The organism is Streptomyces sp. NPDC107528 (genome assembly GCF_055639295.1).
The window spans coordinates 169,640-188,695 of record NZ_JBVKAV010000010.1 but is presented as its reverse complement, the minus strand read 5'-3'; the positions used below and the strand labels follow the sequence as shown (position 1 = coordinate 188,695).

Annotated in this window: 10 protein-coding genes; 2 read left to right on the top strand and 8 right to left on the bottom strand. The window is 73.8% G+C overall.

The features are described 5' to 3' along the window. Position 1: 1 nt before the first annotated feature. Complete coding sequence (locus tag ACZ7L5_RS30240) at positions 2-1,876, bottom strand: LamG domain-containing protein (RefSeq protein ID WP_471520513.1); 1,875 nt, start codon at positions 1,874-1,876, stop codon at positions 2-4. 585 nt (positions 1,877-2,461) lie between these two features. Between ACZ7L5_RS30240 and ACZ7L5_RS30235 the strand changes: the two genes are divergently transcribed. After that, positions 2,462-4,681: a DUF8189 domain-containing protein gene (locus ACZ7L5_RS30235; RefSeq protein ID WP_471520512.1), complete on the top strand. Its 2,220-nt coding sequence runs from the start codon at positions 2,462-2,464 to the stop codon at positions 4,679-4,681. A gap of 68 nt (positions 4,682-4,749) precedes the next feature. Here the strand turns inward: ACZ7L5_RS30235 and ACZ7L5_RS30230 are convergent, their stop codons facing one another. Next, a complete protein-coding gene (locus ACZ7L5_RS30230) occupies positions 4,750-5,760 on the bottom strand; it encodes an NAD-dependent epimerase/dehydratase family protein (RefSeq protein ID WP_471520510.1) in 1,011 nt (336 codons plus the stop codon). 61 nt (positions 5,761-5,821) lie between these two features. Then, positions 5,822-6,892: a Gfo/Idh/MocA family protein gene (locus ACZ7L5_RS30225; RefSeq protein WP_471520508.1), complete on the bottom strand. Its 1,071-nt coding sequence runs from the start codon at positions 6,890-6,892 to the stop codon at positions 5,822-5,824. A 550-nt stretch (positions 6,893-7,442) separates the two neighbouring features. Here ACZ7L5_RS30225 and ACZ7L5_RS30220 point away from each other — a divergent pair. Continuing rightward, positions 7,443-10,748, top strand: a complete 3,306-nt coding sequence (locus ACZ7L5_RS30220) for a family 78 glycoside hydrolase catalytic domain (RefSeq protein WP_471520506.1) — start codon at positions 7,443-7,445, stop codon at positions 10,746-10,748. Between the two features lie 66 nt (positions 10,749-10,814). Here ACZ7L5_RS30220 and ACZ7L5_RS30215 read toward each other — a convergent pair whose 3' ends face one another. The 5 genes from ACZ7L5_RS30215 to ACZ7L5_RS30195 form a co-directional block, all read right to left on the bottom strand. Further along, on the bottom strand, positions 10,815-13,037 hold the full coding sequence (locus ACZ7L5_RS30215; RefSeq protein ID WP_471520505.1) for a LuxR C-terminal-related transcriptional regulator: 2,223 nt from the start codon (positions 13,035-13,037) through the stop codon (positions 10,815-10,817). Positions 13,038-13,157: 120 nt separating this feature from the next. Continuing rightward, positions 13,158-14,315 carry an acyl-CoA dehydrogenase family protein gene (locus ACZ7L5_RS30210; protein ID WP_471520503.1) on the bottom strand — a complete coding sequence of 386 codons (1,158 nt, stop codon included), beginning with the start codon at positions 14,313-14,315 and terminating at the stop codon, positions 13,158-13,160. Positions 14,316-14,330: 15 nt separating this feature from the next. Next, on the bottom strand, positions 14,331-15,923 hold the full coding sequence (locus tag ACZ7L5_RS30205; RefSeq protein WP_471520501.1) for a 5-guanidino-2-oxopentanoate decarboxylase: 1,593 nt from the start codon (positions 15,921-15,923) through the stop codon (positions 14,331-14,333). Then, complete coding sequence (locus tag ACZ7L5_RS30200) at positions 15,920-16,726, bottom strand: SDR family oxidoreductase (protein ID WP_471520499.1); 807 nt, start codon at positions 16,724-16,726, stop codon at positions 15,920-15,922. Before ACZ7L5_RS30200 ends, ACZ7L5_RS30205 begins: the two co-directional genes overlap by 4 nt. Continuing rightward, positions 16,723-18,807 carry an acetate--CoA ligase family protein gene (locus ACZ7L5_RS30195; protein WP_471520497.1) on the bottom strand — a complete coding sequence of 695 codons (2,085 nt, stop codon included), beginning with the start codon at positions 18,805-18,807 and terminating at the stop codon, positions 16,723-16,725. Before ACZ7L5_RS30195 ends, ACZ7L5_RS30200 begins: the two co-directional genes overlap by 4 nt. Positions 18,808-19,056 lie beyond the last annotated feature (249 nt).

Sequence of the window (19,056 nt, the reverse complement as noted above, 5' to 3'; positions counted from 1 at the left end):
GTCAGCGGTTGTGCCCGGCGGAGACGAGGTCCTCTATCTGCGAGGGGCCGAGGGCGTCCTGGAAGACCCGTACGTCGTCCAGGTAGCCCTGGAACAGATCGGCCCCGGCACCGCCGCGCTGGCCACGTCCCACCGTGAAGGGGCCGTTCGCCCGCCACGCGGAGGTGTGGCTGTCGGTGCCCTGGAGCGTGCCGTTGACATACAGCCGCAGCTGCCGCTTCCCGGCGTCGTACACCGCGGTGAGGTGCTGCCACCCGTCCAGGGCGGGCGGGCCAAGGGAGCGGACTTCGTCGCGAGCCGCGTCCGGGGAGTCCGCGTCGCCCATGGTCATGCGCCAGCGGTTGTCGTCGCCGGAGTACTGCAGGAGGAACCCGCTGACGTTCGCTCCGTCCTGGGCCGCGACGGTGTGGGCCCCGCCGCCGGGTACCGGCCGTGCCCAGGCCGAGACCGTGAAGCTGCGGGAGGTGTCCAGCACGGCCCGGGTGGTTTGGACATGGCTCTTGCCGTCGAACCAGACGGAGCCTTCGCGGTCCGGCCGCCAGTCGACATAGCCGTGGTACTCGCCCGGCCGGTCGAAGGACGAGGTGTCCTTCGGACGGGACCCCCATGTGCGGAAGTCCCAGCGCAGTTGCGCCTGCGCGAGGTCCAGACGGGCGGGCGGCGCGGGTTTCCCCGGCGGGGACGGCTCGCCCGCACGGGACGACCGGGAGGGTTCGGGCTTCGGCGGCGGGGTGGAGGCCGGGATGTCGGTGAGGTCACCCGGCCGCGGGGGCGAGGACCCGGTCCAGTGGTTCCACTTGTCCCCGTGCTCCCCGGTCCGGGCCGTACGGGTCGTGGCCACCGGGTCCGGGGCGCCGGTGGCCATCAGTCCCGCTCCGGTCGCGGCCAGCACCGCCGCGACGGCCAGGGCGGCCCACCACAGGCGACGCTCGCCGCGCCACGCAAGGGGCTTGTGCGGAACGGCGGCGGCACGGACCTCGGGCAGCAGCCGCCGCCCCGCGCGCTCCTGACGGTACTGCCGTCCGCCCCAGGGCAGCAGTTCCTGGGCCAGCAGCGGCGCCCACTGCCCCGTGTGGAGCAGCGACAGATCGCGGAACGCCCGTGCGCAGCCCTCGCAGCCCTGCACATGTCCCGCCAGTTCGCCGGCGCCCCGCACCGGGCGGTCGGCTCCCGTACGGGCCGTCGTCAGCACCAGGCGGCTGTAGGGACGGCACGGGGGTGGCACGGACTCCTCGTACAACCGCCCGTACACGGCACGGAACTCGTCCTCCACGGTCTCGGTCCACCGCCGCACGACGGCCGTGCCGCTGCCGGTGCAGCGCGCGGCCAGTGTGAGGTCCTCCCCCTCGACGAAGACGTGCCAGAGCACGGTCTGCAGCTTGCCGGGCAGCCGGCGGAACGCCGCGACGAGCAGTGGGACGTCGCTCGTGTCGTCGTCCGCCGGCACCGGGACGGGTATCTCCCCGCGGGCCCCTTCCAGCCAGGTGAGCAGGTCGGGGACGAGGTGGCGGCGGGCGTCCGCGCCGCTCCACGCGGCGGCGGTGTGCAGGACCGTGTTCAGCAGGTGGGGCCGCCATGCGGTTTCGTCGTCGCGCAGGAACGACTGTGCCGCCGTGCGCTGTGCGGAGGTGCGCAGCAGTTCGGCGGCGGCCGTGGTGGTGGTGCACCGGGTCGCGTAGGCGGTCACCTCGGCATCGTGGCGGTCGGCCAGTTCCCTGGCGGCCGTCTCGCGGGCGAGCGGATCCGCGGTGGCGGGCGGCACGAGCGCCGCGCGCACCAGGTCGCCATCGCTCGGTCCCGTCTCGCCCGGCGGCGAGGGGAGGGGCGGGGTGGGAGGGCCGGCGGTGTGGGGGAGCCGGCACCCGAACTGCGGCACGTCGTTCTCCTGAGGAATGGGGTCGCTCGTCGAGGAGGGTCCCCCGGCTCGCGCGCGCGTTCCTGTCACCCCGCCGCCGCACGACGTCCTGGCCGCTGACCCGACCGACGCGGTCGGCGGCAACGGGCGCCGTGGGCCGGGGACTTCGCCGTGCGGGGGATCACGACGAAGTCCGGGCCACCGTGCCACACCCGGAGATCACTGCCCAGTTTCGGACGGGTGCGGTGGCGGTGTGTTCCCGCACGACGAAAAGACCGGTCGACCAGTTTTCGCACGGTCAGGGCCCCTGCGGCGCGGGGAGCGTCCTGGCCCGACCCTCCGAACTGCTCGGCTGCCATGAGCAGTTGGTGAGGCGCGTGAGGGCCTCCCGGCCGGGTCCGGCAGCCCTGCCCGCCTCGGTCCGACGTGCTGCGCCGCAGGCCCGCCGGGTGCCTCGGGGGCATGCGGGCGGGCCCCGGCCGCAGAGGGCCGGATCACCTTCGACGCGGCGTCATTGACTGAGCGTCAGGAGCTGCTGATGATCAGGCGTCTTCTGGGAGCGCTCGCACCGAGATCCGGGTGAGCGTGGATGGGAGGGAGCAACGTATGAACGCGGGCAGCAGATCAGTGCGCCGAAGACTCGTGCTCGGGACCTCGGCGATCGCCCTCACGGCGCTGACGTCCGGTACCGCCGTCGCCGGGCCCCCCGCCGGGCCCCCCGCCGGGCCCCCCGTCACCGCCGCCCCTGCCGCGTCCGCCGGGCCGGCCGGCACCTCGGCGGTGGAGCCGGGCGGCATCCGGCTGGGGGCGTGGATGGAGCAGCTCGGGGCGACCATCGGGGACCGGCCGTTGAACCAGGTCGTGATACCGGGCAGCCATGACGCCGGGACGGCCGGGATCACCCCGGACAGCGGCATGTGCGACGCCGGTGACACGGTGGACACCGCGCGCAAGTGGCCGGAGCTGGCCAGCAGCCTGTCACGCACGCAGAGCGGTTCGCTCGTGCAGCAGCTCGAGGGCGGGTCGCGCTATCTGGACCTGCGCCTGTGCAAGCAGGGCGACCGCTGGTACTCGTACCACGGAGGCCCCCTGGGCCGGCAGTTCTTCGACGCGCACGGTGGCGCGCAGGGCGGCATCGTCCCCGGCGAGGCGCGGGAACTCGCCGACTGGATCAACCGCCACCCCAAGGAGATCGTCATCCTGCGGGTGAAGACCACCGGCCCGGCCGCGACCCTCAAGGAGGACAGCCGCGCGGCCGTCGCCGAACTGGGCGGCATGGTCGGCGGCGGCCGCCTCGACAACCCCGCGATCGCGGACGGCTCCCTGACCCCCACTTCCACGTACGACGACTTCATGGCCGCGGGGAAGCACGTGGTTGTCGTCGACGACACCGACAGCACCTCCTACCCGTGGGCATGGCGGCAGCCCGATGTGCAGGACTACCGCGGCAGTTATGTCGGCGTCAGCGGTGACTGGCAGGACATCCTCAAGGCGGCCCTCGACCCCAAGCTGCGGCAGAAGACCTACGACGCCGTGCTCCGGCGCGGCGACGAGGTCCTCGCCAGGGCGCCGAAGCCGGGAGCCGAGAAGAAGTTCTTCGTCCAGCAGGCCATCGTCGACCCGACCCATTCCATACCCGACGCCGCCCTCATGCAGATCCTGGAGAAGCTCGGCATCGTCTCCGGCTGGGAGGCCGAGAACTACCTCATCGCCATGGAGAACGAGCTCAACAAGCAGGTGCTGAACAGGCTGCGCACCGCCTGGAACCACACCGACGTCACCGACAACATGAACATCGTCATGACCGACGACGTCAACCAGAACCGGGGCGGGGTGGCCGCCGGAGAACTTCAGCGGGAGATCATCTCCAAAAACCTCCCGCAGCGGATCAGCTCGCACACCTTCTACGACACCGGCCGCGGGGCCGACGGCAGCTGGAGCGCGCCGAGCGCCCTGCGCGGCGCCGGGGAGTCGTTCCGCTTCGCCGGGCAGCGGCAGGCGGTCGGTGCGATGCCGGACGGCGGCATCCAGGTCCTCGGTGTCGGCCTCGACGGCAACATCTGGCACAACATCTGTCATGCGAACGGCAGTTGGCAGGGCTGGAACGTGCTGCCGGCCGCCGACAACAGGAGCCTCGGCTTCGCCGCCCAGGACGTCGCCCTGACCGGCATGCCGGGTGGCGACGCGCAGATCGTGGCCGTCGGCAAGGACGGGCACGCTTACCACAACATCCGCCGCGCGGACGGCAGCTGGCAGGGCTGGGCCGCGATGCCCGGCCCCGACAAGGGGCTGGTCAAGGCCGGCCGGGTCGCCGCGGCCGGCATGCCCGACGGCTCCACCCAGGTCCTCGTCCACGGTGCCGACGGCACCATGCGCCTGAGCACCCGCGCCGCCGGAGGCGACTGGAGCCCCTGGCAGAAGGTCGCGGGCGTCAACGCACCCGACTTCGCCGGCCCGGCCCTGTCCGTCGCCGCCCTGCCCAACGGTGATGCCCAGATCGCCGCCATCGGCAACGACGGCAACATCTGGCACACCATTCACCGCGCCGACGGCACCTGGACCGGCTGGGGAGCACCCGCCGGGGTGAACACCGCCACCATGAGCGCCACGGCCGTGTCGATCACCGGCCTGCCGAACGGTGACAGCCAGGTCGCCGCCGTGGGACTCGACGGCAATGTCCATCACGCCGTCCGCCACAGCGGCGGTGACTGGACGCCGTTCCGTCCCGTCGCAGGCATCAGGGGCGCCAAGGCGTTCGCGGGAGACCAGGTCGGCATCGCCGGACTGCCCGACGGCTCCAGCCGGCTCCTCCTCACCACCCGCTGAAACCGGGGGCGTCCGGGTGTGACCTGCCCGGACGCCCCCGGCCCGGCACGCCGGGACGCACCGGTCCGCTAACGCGGCCGGTGCGCCTCGATCAGCCGCTCCATGATCGCCTCGCGCCGGGTGTCCACGACTCGCCGGGCGGGGTCCTCGTCGTACCAGGCGACGATCTCCCGGGCGCCCTGCGCGAACGGCACGGACGCCGTGAACTCGGGCACCAGCCTGCGGATTCCGGTGTTGTCGAACACCATCGAGTGGGCCTTGTCTCCCAGGAGGTCCTCCCCCCAGGCCGGGTCGGCGGCGGCGATCGCGTCGGAGGGCACATGGACCAGCCTCGGCTCGGCCACTCCGGCGGCCCCGGCCACGATCCGGTAGATCTCGTCCCAGCTCAGCACCTCGTCACCGGTGATGTGGAAGGTCTCCCCCAGCGCCCCGGGGTTGCCGAGGAGCCCGGTGAAGCCCAGCGCGAAGTCGGTGTGGTGGGTCAGGGTCCACAGTGAGGTGCCGTCGCCGTGGACCATCACCTCCTTGCCCCGCCGCATCCGCTCCACCGCCGTCCAGCCGCCGTCGAAGGGCACGGCGGTGCGGTCGTAGGTGTGGGAGGGCCGTACGACGGTGACGGGTAGGTCCTGCTCCCGGTGGGCCCGGGCGAGCAGTTCCTCGCAGGCGATCTTGTTCCGGGCGTAGGCGGAGTGCGGGTTGTGCAGCCGCGCCGTCTCGGGGACCGGCAGCCGGGCGGGCGGCCTCTGATAGGCGGCGGCCGTTGCGATGAACACGTACTGGCCGGTGCGCCCGGCGAACAGGTCGACGGACAGTGCGACCTGCTCGGTCGTGAAGCCCAGGAAGTCGACGACGACGTCGAACTCCCGGCCGCCCAGGGCCGCGCGCACCCCGGCGCCGTCACGGACGTCGGCCGTGATCACGGTGGCGCCCTCGGGCACGGGCCGCGCGGCGGAGACGCTCCGGTTGAGCAGGTGCACATCGGCGCCGAGTTCGGCGGCGCGCGCGGCGCAGGCCGAGCTGATCACCCCGGTGCCGCCGATGAACAGGACGCTCCGGCCCTTGATGTGGTTCGTGGTCATGAGGGGTACCGCTCCTCGGGGGTGGGGGGACGGTGGCTCTCGCCGGGTGGGAGGCGCCGGGTCACTCGCCGGGGAACGTCACGCCCAGGTCGGCGCGGATCCGGTCGAGGGCTCGCATCACGCGCAGCGTCTCGTCGAGCGGCATGAGGTCCGACTCCGACTTGCCGGCGGCCACGCACCGGGCGGCCTCGGCGGCCTCGTAGCACAGGCCTCCCTCGCGCTGGGCGGGCACGTGATAGCCGAGCAGTTCGTTCGACCGCCCGATCAGGCGGACCGTCGCCGGCGCGTAGAAGGCGCCCTCGATCTCCAGCCGGGCACGCGTGCCCGAGATCGAGGCGGTGGTCGGGGTGCGGGCGTGGAGGGAGGTGTTGAGCACGCCGTGCGCACCGGCGTCGTTGGTGACGACGACCGACGCCTGCCCGTCGACGCCGGTGGGGGTGGTGTCCCCGACGGTGGTGAGCGAGGCGAACGGGCCCAGCACCATGGACGCGAAGGAGACCGGGTAGACGCCGAGGTCCAGCAGGGCCCCGCCGGCCAGTTCGGGTGCGAACAGCCGGTGGGCGGTGGCCGGGTCCATGAACTGGCCGTGGTCGGCGGTCACCGTGCGCACCTCGCCCAGCAGTCCGAGGTCGAGAACCTGGCGGACGACGTCGATGTGCGGCAGGAAGCGCGTCCACATCGCCTCCATGCAGAACACGCCCTTGGCGCGGGCGGCCTCGATGAGCTGCTCGGCCTCACGCGCGTTGCGGGTGAAGGCCTTCTCCACCAGGACGTGCTTGCCGGCCTCGACCGCCTGCAGGGCCTGGGCGTAGTGCTCGGAGTGCGGTGAGGCGATGTACACGATGTCGACACGCACGTCGTCGAGGACCTCGGCGTAGCTGCCGTAGGCCGCCGGTATCCCGAACCGGTCGGCGAAGGCGCGTGCCCGCCCGGCGTCGCGTGAGCCGACCGCCACGATGCGCTGCTCGGTGTGCGCGCGCAGCGCCCCGACGAACGACGCGGCGATACCGCCCGGGGCGATCACTCCCCAGTGCAGGACCGGCGCGTCGCGCGGGGAGGGCGTCCGGGGTGCGGGCAGCACCGTGCGGGTCGTGCGGTCCGCGGGTCCGTCGGCCTGGCGGGTCTGCGGCATGGGGCTCCTCTTCGGGAGGTACGGGCGGGATGCGTACGGCGTCGGGGGTGCGGCTTCGAACCCCCGGCGGGGCGGCGTCACATGGCGCCGGGGCCGGTGTGCAGGGCGACTCCGGCCCGGCGCCACCGCGCGTCCCCCTCCGCGGTGCGGACAGGGGCCCGGCCATGCAAGCGGATCACGGAACGGGGCGCAAGCCCTTTCCGCGGGGCGCGGCTGCCGCCGGGATCGCGACCCCGGATCCACGGTGAACTGCTCACGCGGGCTGGGCATTACCCGGCCGGAACGGAGTCGGACCGCCCGGGCCGGTCGGCCCCGAGTCAGCGGTGGGCCCGCGTTCCCCGCTCCTGCCGGCATGCGGCGCCGGAACACAATGCGCACCGGCCTTGCGCGTTCTCGCGCCGTCCCGCCGTCACGGGCCCTTGCCGCCTTTCCCGAAGGCTGCTTACGATCGCCGCCCTACACCGGGGTGAAACGATTCAACCTGCCGTTTCGGTCGCAGGCTCCCCCCACTCACACCCCCGTGCTCCTCGTCGCCGCACAAGGGAACACGATGTCCGAAGACTGGAACCGAAGAAGTTTCCTCAGCACCACCGCCGTCGCCGCCGGGGCCACCGCCGCGGCCCTTGCCCTCGGCACCGTGCCGGCCCAGGCGCGCGACCACGACGAACACGACGACGACCGGGAGGGTTCCCGGGCGCCCCTGCGGGTCCGGCGCACCAGTGTCGAGCACGCCGAGACCCTGCTGGGCTGTGATGTCACCCGGCCCCGTTTCTCCTGGGAGTTGTCGGCCGAGGGACGGCGCGGCGCCGAACAGACCGCCTACCAGATCCGTACGGCCTACTCGGTGTCCGGCCTCTCCCGGCGTCCGGTGTGGGATTCCGGCCGCGTCAGGTCCGGCCGGTCCGTCGGCGTCGTCTACGACGGTCCCGCGCTGAAGCCTCGTACCCGGTACCACTGGCAGGTGCGGGTCTGGGACGACAAGGGCCGCCCGTCGGCCTGGAGCCCGGTGCGTTGGTGGGAGACGGCCCTGCCGGAGGACGGCTGGCAGGGGCAGTGGATCGGCCCGGCCGGGGCCGTCCGGCTCCCCCCGTTCGACGGCGCGTCCTGGATCTGGTCCGCCGGTGCCACGGTGAACAGCGCCCCGGTCGGGCCGCGTTGGTTCCGCGGCTCCTTCACGCTGCCCGAGGGTGCCCAGGTGGCCAAGGCGGGCGTCGTGGTGACCGCGGACGACGACTTCACCCTGTATCTCGACGGCGAGCGGATCGCCCACCAGCCGCAGCAGCCCGACGCATGGAAGGACGGCAAGTTCGCCGACATCACCGAGCGGCTCACGGCGGGAAGCCGGGTGCAGCTCGCCGCCGTCGCCACCAACCGCGGCAACAACCCGGCCGGGCTCCTGGTCCGGCTGCTGGTCGAGGACGAAACCGGCGCCCGGACGGCCGAGTTCGTCACCGGCGACGACTGGAGGGTCTCCGAGCGGGAGGAACAGGGCTGGAACACACCGGCGTTCGACGACAGCGGCTGGGCGCAGGCCACCGTCGTCGCCCCTTACGGCGAGGGCCCCTGGACCCGCGGGGCGGGACTGCCCCTGGCCGAGGAAACCCCCGCGCCGCTGCTGCGCCGCGAGTTCGCCGTCACCAAGAAGGTGGATCGCGCCCGCCTCTACATCAGCGGTCTCGCCTACTACGAGGCCGAGATCAACGGCAGACGCGTGGGCAAGCAGGTCCTCGACCCCGGCTTCACCGCCTACGACGAGACGGTGCTGTACTCCGTGCACGACGTCACGGACGACGTCCGGCGCGGTCGCAACGCGATCGGTGTGAGCCTCGGGCGGGGCTTCTACGGACTGCTCACCCCCAACGCCTGGGACTGGGGCAACGCCTACTGGTCCGGCGAGCCCCGGCTGATCGCCCAGCTGGAGATCCGGCACACCGACGGCACGGTCACGACCGTGGCGACCGACGAGGACTGGCGCATCACGGACGGGCCCACCCGCTCCAACTCCCTCTACGCGGGCGAGACCTACGACGCCCGTGAGGAGCCCGCGGGCTGGACGGAGCCCGGCTTCGACGACCGCGCCTGGAGCCCCGCGCTGCGGCGGGAGGCGCCCAAGGGCGAGCTGCGCCCCCAAACGCACGAGCCGATCGAGATCATCGACACGGTGCGGCCCAAGCTCGTGAGGGAGGTGGCCGACGGCGTCTATCTGCTGGACATGGAGCAGACCATGTCCGGCTGGTGCCGCCTCACCGTGCGCGCCGCGGCGGGCACCAAGGTGACACTCGCCCACGGCGAGAAGCTCGCGAACGGCCGGGTCGTCGCCACCAGCGGCTTCACGCCCGGCCGCTTCCAGACCGACGAGTACGTGTGCGCCGGCACCGGCGAGGACGAGGTGTGGGAGCCCAGATTCAGCTACAAGGGCTTCCGCTACGTGGAGGTCTCGGGCCTGCCCGGGCCGCCCGGGCCGGGGCAGGTGGAGGGGCGTCTGGTCCACAGCGCCCTGCGGGAGGCGGGCGAGTTCGACTGCTCGCTGGACCGTTACGTCCAGATGGACAAGGCGATGCGGCGCACGCTGGCCAACAATCTGCACGGCATCCCCACCGACACGCCGACCTACGAGAAGAACGGCTGGACCGGCGACGCGAACGTCGCCGTGCCCGCGATGCTCCACTCCTTCGACATGCGGCGCTTCTTCACCAAGTGGCTGCGCGATCTGCGCGACAGCCAGGACGAGGCCGGGCGTGTCCCGTCCATCGTGCCGAACGGCGGATGGGGCTTCACCCCCTCCTACAACCCGGCGCCGGAGTGGACCACGGTGTACCCGCTGCTGCTGTGGGAGATGCACCGGGCGTACGGCGACGAGCGCCTGGTCCGGGAGCACTTCCGCCCCGTGGTGCGCTACCTGGACTTCGAGCTCGGCCGCAGGAAGGACGGCCTGATCGGCTCGACCCTGGGCGACTATCTCGCGCCCGGCCCGTACTTCGAGACGTCGGAGGAGTCGAGGACCCTGACGGGCACCGCCTACGTCCACCGCTCCCTGACAGCCGTCGCCGAACTGGCCGACACCATCGGGGAGAAGGCGGAGGGCACCCGGCTGCGGGCGGCGGCCGCGGAGATCAGGACGGCGTTCAACGACAGGTTCCTCACCTCCGCCGGGCAGTACCGCACCGCCGGGGACCGGGGCTACGAGCAGACCAACAACTGCATCCCGCTGGCGTTCGGCCTGGTTCCGGACGACTCGGTGCCCAAGGTGGTCGCCGCACTCGTCCAGGACGTCACGTCGCCGCCCGCGTCCGGGGTCAAGAGGGCGCCCAACACCCTGAACACGGGCGTGCTCGGGACCAGCGTCCTGCTTCCGCAGCTCACCGCGCACGGCCATGCCGACGTCGCCCACAAGGTGGCCACCCAGACCGCCTACCCCAGCTGGGGCAACTGGTTCGACAACGGCGGCGCCGACACCATGTGGGAGTACTGGGAGGTCGACAGGAACCGCTCCCAGAACCACTTCTTCAAGGGCACGGTCGTCGACTGGCTCCACCAGAACGTGGCGGGACTGCGGCAGGGCCAGGACGGCTACCGCACCTTCACCGTCCGCCCCGACGCACGGGACGGGGTGGACTGGGCACGCACCTCCCTGCGGACCGTGCGGGGCGAGATCGCCGTCTCCTGGAAGGCGGAGAACGGCACGCTCCGGCTGTCGGTGCGCGTCCCGGTCGGCTCCACCGCCGAGGTCCACGTCCCCACATCCGGCCGGACCAGGGTGACGGCCCACGACGACGCCGAGCGCGTCCGGCTGGACAACGGCTTCGTGGTCTACCGGGTGCCGCAGGGCGACTGGGAGTTCGTCTCCCGGGGCTGATGTTCCGCTGGACGCCGGTCCCGCGCCCGTCCCGGGGTGTGTTCGCCCCGGGGCGGGCGCGCGGGTTCAGTCCTCGTGGTGGCCCGCCCACCAGCGGCGCAGTTCGTAGCGGGAGCGGATGCCGAGCTTGCCGTAGATGTTGCCGAGGTGGAAGCCGACCGACGCGGGTGTGACGAACAGGCGGGCCGCTGCCTCGCGGTTGGTCAGGCCGCCGCTGACGAGGCGGGCCACCTCCGTCTCCCGGGCGGTGAGCGCGAACGGCTCGGTCCGGCCCGGCATGCGCAGGGCGCGCAGCCCGGCGGCGCACCGCAGGCGCAGCGGCTCGGCGCCGATCCGCCCGGCGACCGTCCAGGCCGCGCGGTAGCGGTCGACCGCGTCGCGGCGGCGGCCCGCCGCCGCGAGGAACTCGGCGTGGTCCGCCTGGTATCGGGCGTAGTACCAGGGGGCCGCCGCCTCGAAGGACACGGCGGCCTCGTCGGCTTGTGCGTAGAGCCGGGCGGTGGCCTCGCGGGAGCCGGTCAGGGCCGTGGCGCGGGCCTCCACCCAGGACGCGCAGGCGCGCACCCACGGCGGCAGGCCGGCCGCCTCGCAGCGCAGGGAGTCCAGGAGTGCGGCGGCGAGTGCGCCGTCCCCGGCGGTGACCGCGGCGCGGGCCAGCTCCGCCTTGCGCCAGGGCAGCAACGGGCCGGAGAGCACGTCAAGCCCGAGACGGTGTTCGCCGGCCCTGAGGAGGGCTGCGGTGCGGGTGCCTCCGGCGGTCTCGTCGGTGACGAGCGCGTGGAACAGCCGCGCGGCGGCGCCCGGCGCGGACGGCTCCGCCGGCTCCTGCCCGCCTGCCCCGGACTGTGACACCGCGTCGCCGCGGGCCGCCGCAACCAGGTCGAGCAGTTCCTGTCCCCGCGACCGCCACAGCGGGACGGCCGACCGGGCGACGATCCGGCCGCTCGCCTCGGCCGCGCCCCATGCGCCGCGCAGCCACAGGGCATGGCCGCGCACGGTCAGGGCCATCTCCCTGACCTGCTCGCCCGCGGCGGGCGGGGCGGCCCCGAGGGCAGTACGTACCGCCGCCTCGCTGCCCTCGGGGTCGCCGTTCTCCAGCCGCAGCCACGCCTCGGTGACGGCTGCCCGCCCCCGCGTCTGCGCGGTGCGGCGCAGCGGGGACGGCGCACCGGCGGTCAGCACGGCCAGCCCCTGGGCGGGCCCCTCCGCGGCGGCGGTCAGTACGGCGTCCAGGCAACGCCGTTCGCCCTCCCAGTACGGATCACCGGAGTGCGGGGGGTCCCAGCGGGCGAGCGACTCCCGCAGTTCCGTCACGGGAGTGCCGGCCAGCCACCGGGCCTCGACGGCCCACACGGCCGCGGCCTCCAGGCCCGCCGGGGCAGGGCCGTCGGCCGGCCGGAGCTCCCGGCACGCCTCGCCCAGCCGGGCCGCGCCCTCGCCGAACCGGCCCTCCAGAACGGCGAGGCGGCCGGCCAGGGCGCGGTGCCGGGCGGGGGCGGCGTCGGGTTCCAGCCGCGCGAGCGCCCGGCGGGCGTGGGCGAGGTCGTGGGCGCGCAGTGCGTACTCGGCCGCGTCGGCCGTCCGGCGGGCGGCCGGACCGGCGCCGTCCGACACATCCGCGGCACGCCGCGCGAGCTCGGCGGCCTGCCCGGACCGGCCGCCGGCCGCCAGCCGCCGCGCCTGCGCGTCCAGTTGCCGGGCCAGATCCTCGTCGGGTCCGCAGGCGGCCGCCGCGCGGTGCAGCAGGGCGGCGGCGCCCTGGGCGTGCCGGGCGGCCCAGCGGTGGGCGAAGCAGGTCTCCGAGGCGCTCATCGTGGCGATGACCAGGGGCCGCATCGGCCCGGCCGCCGACACCCGGCCCTCACCGGGGTGCCAGACGACCAGTCCGGCCTCCGCGGCGGCCTCGACGATCGTCGCCACCTCCGGTACGCGCTCGACGAGTTCGCCGAGCCACTGGAGCGGGGCCTCCTCGCCGAGCACCGCCAGGCACTGGACGAGCCGCCGGTAGGGCCGGGGCAGCCGCACCTCGCCGGATTCGGGCTGCGAGGTCGTGAGGGGCCGGTACGGGGCCGTACGCAGCCACAGGTCGAGGCCCCTCGGTGCCGGCCGCCCCGGCGCCGAGGGGTCCGCGTCCGTCCATGAGGCGAGGTGCCCGTCCTTCAGGAGCAGGAGGGCGGCCTCGACGGCCGGGGCGGAGCCGTGGTCCGAGGACGCCGTGCGCGGCCCCGCGGGTCCCGACGGTTCGTCGGACCGGGGCCCCGGGGGCGCCGGCGGGGTGTCCGCACGCATGCGGTCCCTCCTCTGCTCGGACAACGCGACACCGCCCAGTACGCAGGCGGTGACGTGTCTGATCAGCGAGGAGGGCGCCCGGCGGCAACTGCTCACGGTGACCGAGCGGTTGCCCCCGGCTCAGGGAAGATTGCGGGAGATGACGAGCCGCATGATGTCGGAGGTGCCCTCCTCGATCTCCTCCAGCTTCGCGTCCCGCATCCACTGCTCCATGGGGTACTCGCGCGAGTAGCCCCAGCCGCCCATGGTCTGGAGTCCGGCCCAGGTGCAGAACATGGCCGCCTCCGACGCCGTCAGCTTGGCCATGGCGGCCAGTCCGGTCACGTCCCCGCCCGCGTCGACGACCCGCGCGGCGTGCAGGACCTGAAGTCGCGCGGCGTGGATACGGTTGGCCATGTCGGCCAGGCGGAAGGCGACGGCCTGGTGCTCGATGATCGGCTTGCCGAACTGCTCCCGGGTGCGGGCGTAGTCACGGGCGTACTCGTAGGCGGCGCGGGCCGCGCCGACGGCGGCGGCGCCCAGCACGATCCGGGAGATGTCGAAGGTGCGCATCAGCCCGGTGAAGCCCTCTCCCTCCGCGCCGAGCCGGTCCTCCTCGGGGACGAAGACATCGCTGAGGAACACCTCGCGGCAGACGATGGCGCGCTGGCCCATCTTCCGCATGGGTTCGCCGACGCTCAGCCCGTCGGTGCCGGAGCGCAGCAGGAAGGCACTGACGCCCCGGGAGCGCAGGGTGGGATCGGTCTTGGCGAAGACGACGTAGAACCGGGCGGCGCCGGCGTTGGAGATCCACGCCTTCTGCCCGTTCAGGAGATAGCCGCCCTCCACCTTCTTCGCGGTGGTGGTGATGGAGGCGGCGTCGGACCCGGAGCCCGGTTCGGTGGTGGCCAGTGACGTCATGGGCGCGTCCGGGCCGACCAGGGGTCCCAGCCAGCGCTGCTTCTGCTCCTCGGTGCCGAGGGCCAGCAGCGGATCGGCGAAGAATCCGTTCGAGCAGAGCAGATTGCCGATGCCGGGGTCGCCGAAGCAGAGCTCCTCCTGCACCAGGCACTGGGTGAAGACGTCGGTGAAACCGCCGCCGCCCAGGTCCTCGGGGAGCATGAAGTCGGTGATGCCGACCTTCGCGGCCTCGCGCCACAGGCCGACGGGCGTCTCGACGTCCGCCTCGTCCACCTCGCGGCCGCGCGGCCGGATCTCGTTGCGTGCGAAGTCCCGGCACAGGTCCACGACGGCGCGCTGCTCGTCGGTGAGCGGCCAGGGTTCGGTCAGTGCGTTCATGCTGGTGCTCCTGTCTCAGCCGGCGGCTTCGGGAAGGTGGATCAGGGTGGGCCGGTCCGCCGCGAGGGCCGCGCCGAGCGCGCGGACCAACTGTTCCTCGTCTTCGGCGCGCACGCCGTGGCAGCCCATGGCGCGGGCCACGAGGGCGAAGTCGACCGGCGGCAGGTCCACGGCGTGGACGGCGTCGCCGCGGGCGGTCATCTCGTCGCGTATCTCGCCGTAGCCGCCGTTGTCCACGACGACCACGGGCAGCGGCAGCTTCAGCTGTGCCGCGGCGGCCAGTTCCTGCACGGTGAACATCACTCCGCCGTCGCCGTGCAGGGCGATCACGGGCACCTCGGGGCGGGCCAGCTTGGCCCCGATGGCGGCGGGCAGCCCGTAGCCGAGGGTGCCCAGGCCCGTCGGGTAGAGGAACGAACGGGGCATGTAGCCGGGCAGGTTGGACAGGGCGCCGTAGTAGCAGGCCATGGTGGAGTCGCCGGCCAGGACGCCCTCGCGCCCCAGAGCCGTCGCCAGTGCCCGGGTCAGCCCCAGGTGGGCGGCGCCTTCGGCGCGGGCCTGCTCCCGGTGGTGCTCGCGGGCCCGCGCGGCGCGCTCGGCGCCCGGGGCCGGTGCACCAGGGCGGATCAGGTGCTCCAGGAGCGAGCCGAGGGCGAGGGCGGCGTCTGCGACGAGTGCGACGTCGGGCAGGGCGTTGGCGGTGACGGCCTCCGCGTCGGCGTCGATCCGGATCAGCGGGCCGGGGATGTCGAGTGGCCCGAACCAGAGGTCGCTGGGGGCGAGTTCGGTGCCCACCGCGATCACGGCGTCGCTGTCGCGCACCAGGTCGTGCACGGCCCGGTGGTGCAGTCCGGCACCGACGGCCAGCGGGTGGTCGTCGGGCAGGACGCCCTTGCCGTTGGCGGTGGTGACGACGGGCGCGCCCAGCCGTTCGGCCAGGACGCGCAGTTCCCCGGCGGCGTCGTTGCTGCCGCCGCCCGCGACGACGACCGGCCGCACCGCGTCGGCGAGGATCCGGGCGGCGGCCCTGACCTTCGGCAGGGACGGGGCGAGGTGCGGCACCGTGACCGGCTCGGCGAGCGTGACCTCGGCCTGCTCGTCGAGCAGGTCCAGGGGGATCTCCAGATGCACGGGGCGGGGCCGCCCGGTGGTCATCGCGGCGAACGCCCGGGCGACCGCGACCGGGATCTCCTCGACGGCGGTGACGCGGTGGCTGTAGGCGACGACGGCGTCCAGCGCGCCCCGCTGGTCCTTCACCTCGTGCAGGTAACCGTTGCCCCGCCCGGGGTGGCGCAGCGGCAGGCCGGGGGAGAGGAACAGCACGGGCACGGAGTCGGAGTAGGCCTGTGCCGCGGCGGTGGCGGCGTTGAGCAGGGCCGGCCCGGTGGTGGTCAGGCAGACACCGGGCCGCCCCGAGGCGCGGGCCCAGCCGTCGGCGGCGAAGCCGGCGCCCTGCTCGTGCCGGGGCGTGACATTGCGGATGCCGTACCGGGAAAGGGCGGCGTAGACGGGCAGGTTGTGGGTGCCGGGGATACCGAAGACGGTGTCCGTGCCGTGGGCGCGCAGGGCCGCGACGAGCGCCTCGCCGCCGGTGAGCTTCTCGGTCATGCCCCGGCCCCCGGGTCGGTGTAGACGGGCTTGCCGAGCCACTGCCCGCCGTCGACGGTGAGCACCTCGCCGGTGATGTAGGCGGCGCCGTCGCCGAGCAGGAACGCGGCGGTCCCGGCCACTTCTTCGGGGGTGGTGAAGCGGGCGGCGGGCACGCTGGCGAGGACGCGGGCGCGGGCGTCCTCGGTGGGCCACAGCGCGGCCGAGGCGCCCTCGGTCTCGGTCGGGCCGGGGGCCAGGCAGTTCAGCCGGACGCCGCGCGCGGCCCATTCCACCGCGAGGGTGCGAGTCATGGCGAGCACGCCGGCCTTCGCGGCGGCGCTGTGCACGGTGCCGGGGTGACCGTGCCAGGCGTAGCTGGCGATGACGTTGAGGACGGCGCCGCCGCCCTGGTCGAGCATGTGGCGGGCGGCGGCCCGGGTGCAGTGAAAGGTGCCGTTGAGCACGATGTCGATGACGGCCTTCCAGCCGCCCGGGGAGAGCTTCTCGCCGGGCACGACGAAGTTGCCGGCGGCGTTGTTGACCAGGGCGTCGAGCCGCCCGTGCCGTTCCGCCACCGCGTCCACGGCCGTCTCGACGGCGGCGGCGTCACGGACGTCGCAGGTGACGGCGTCGGCGCTGCCGCCGTCGGCCTCGATCAGTTTCACGGTCTCGTTCAGCGCGTCCTCGCGGCGGCCCAGCACGGTGACGTGCCCGCCGCCCGCGGCCCAGCGCCGGGCGACGGCCCGGCCGATGCCCGAGCCGCCGCCGGTGACCAGGGCCACCCGTCCGGCGAACTCCTGCGGATGTGTCCCGTCGTTCATGTCTCTCCCTGTGTGTCGTGGCCCGGGCCGTCGGCCGGGGCGAGCAGCAGCGCGTCGACGGCGACGGCTCCGTCGGGACCGACCCGCAGCGGGTTGATCTCCAGTTCGATCCGGTCGCCCCGGTACCGGGCGATGAGGCGGGAGACCGCCACCACGGCGTGCACCAGGGAGTCCAGGTCGGCCGGGGGCGCTCCGCGCCAGCCGGTGAGCAGAGGGGCGCAGCGCAAGCGGAGGATCATCGCGCGGGCCTGTTCCGGGGAGACGGGCGCGCATTCGGTGACGGTGTCGCGGTGCACCTCGGCCCGGGTGCCGCCCGCGCCTACGGTGACGACCGGGCCGAGCCCGGGCGCGCGGCGGGCGCCGACGATCAGCTCGGTGACATCGGGGCGGACGTCCTGCTCCTCCAGCAGGTAGGTGCCCTCACCGAGGCGCCCGCGCATCTCGTCGAATGCCGCGGTCGCCGCGCCGGCGTCGACAAGGCCGATACGGACCCCGCCCGCCTCGGTCTTGTGCTCGAGCCAGGGCGCCTTCAGCACAAAGGGCGGTCTCAACTCGGCGAACGCGCCGAGCAGTTGCGCCCGGTCCTGCACCCGGCGCGCCTCGGGGAAGACGATGCCGGCGCCGAGCAGATCGGCCCGGGTCTCCCAGAAACCGGCGGGGGCGCAGATGTCGGGGGCGCGGGGAGAGGACTCCCGCACCGGCCGGGCGTCCAGTTCGACGGCGCCGGACAGGGCTCCCGAGGCGGCGCCGACGGTGGGGAACACGGGTACACCGAGGTCGCGCAGCAGGTCCGCGGCCTCGCCGTCGGCGCCCATGGAGTGCACCACGAGTGCCCGCCCGTAGGTGTCCGGCAGCGCGGCCAGGGCGGCGGCCTCGTCCTGCTCGGCTCCGGCGAGGGCGGCGCTGTCGAGCCCGTAGCGGCCGAAGTAACCCGACATCAGGACACTGTCGACCTCGCCGGAGCGCAGCAGGGCGCGGGCTACGGCGGTGTAGCTGGCCAGGTCCTGCTCCCCCGCACCGGCGAGGTCGACCGGGTTGTCGGTGGCGGCGGTCTTGGGCAGCAGGGCGGCGATCTCACCGGCGAGTGCGGCACTCAGCCGCGGGACGGTGAGGCCGTCACGGTGGGCGCAGTCGGCGGCCAGTGCGCCCTGGCCGCCACTGTCACTGAGCACGGCGATGCGCCGGCCCCGGGGCGGCGTGCCCGCGGCGAGGCAGGCGGCCACGTCGACCAGCGCGGCGGGAGTGGGCACGCGCAGGGCTCCGGCGGCGCGGCAGGCCGCGTCGACCAGCTCCGCCGGGGAGGTGAGGGCGCTGGTGTGGGAGCGGGCGGCGCGGGCGCCGGCCTCGCTGTCCCCGGCGCTCAGCACGAGCACCGGCTTGCCCGCCCGGCGCAGCCGTCGTACGGCGGCGAAGACGCGCTCTCCGTCGTCGAAGCCCTCGGCGTACAGGGCGACGACGGATGTGGCGGCGTGGTCGGCGAGGTCGTCGAGCAGGTCCGCCATGGTGACGTCCAGTTGGCTGCCGACGGAGACGAAGCGGGAGATGCCGAGCCCGGCGCGCTGCGCCAGCTGGGCGAGTTCGCTGCCGACCTGGCCGCTCTGGGAGACGATGGCCAGCCTCCCGGGCTGGAAGTCTCCCCAGGCGATGTGCAGTTGGGTCTCGGCGTCGTACAGGCCGAGGCTGCTCGGGCCGATGATCCTTGCCCCGGCGGCGGTGATGCGCGCGGCCAGGGCGGCCGCGTCGGGGACGCCGGCGGTGATGCCGAGGAAACCGCGGACGCCGAGGCCGAGGGCCTCGTCGATCACGGGGCCGACGTGCGGGGCCGGGACGCACACGGCGACGAGGTCCGGCACCTCGGGCAGCGCCGCGAGCGTGGGCGCGGTCGGCATGCCCAGGACGTCGCCGCCGCCGCGCGTGACGAGGTGCACGGATCGCCGGTCGCGGCCCGCGAGGGCGCCGCGGGCGAGCCAGTGGCCCCATTTGGCCGGGTTCGACGAGGCCCCGACGACGGCCACGGACGCCGGGTCACGGAACACGGCGAGTGAGGAACGCGGGGTGCCGCCGGCGGGCGGGTCGGTCATGAGTCTCGACTCCTCGTTCGAAGAAGACCGGAGGACCGGAGGTATCTACTGACTGGCGATACAGTCAGTAAGACGGATCGTGAAGCTTCCTCCCGTGTCATGTCAATGGCCCTCACCAGCAGCAGACCAAAGGGAAAGTCACTGACTGGCGAGTCAGCAACAGATTCAGAATCTATTGACATCCCAAAGGCAGTCCGCCATCGTCGAAGCACAGCCGCCACCCGCAGGGGGTCATGCCCGGCCGACGCG